Annotated in this window: 1 pseudogene; it reads right to left on the bottom strand. The window is 35.7% G+C overall.

The window, feature by feature from the left end:
• Positions 1-213: pseudogene (locus tag ACQCVE_RS19710) on the bottom strand (RNA-guided endonuclease TnpB family protein); the annotation flags it as partial.

Here is a 213-nt window from a genome sequence, read left to right on the forward strand (position 1 = left end):
ATCCATTTATTTGATTTTTTTGTGATGCGAAGAGTTCCTAGTTTATGCTTTAGCAAATCAAAATTGCGGTTATGCTTATCGACTACTATCGCACGAATAGGTGTTTTCTTTACTTTACCGTTAATCAGCAAAGGCAAATGTATGTGAGTGAAGTCAAACGAGTAGTTTTGGTTATTCCAAATGCAGACAGGCTTCACCAAAATAGGGATGATT

Origin of the sequence: Metabacillus sp. 113a, from assembly GCF_050107635.1 — a bacterium.
Lineage (GTDB): Bacteria > Bacillota > Bacilli > Bacillales > Bacillaceae > Metabacillus_B.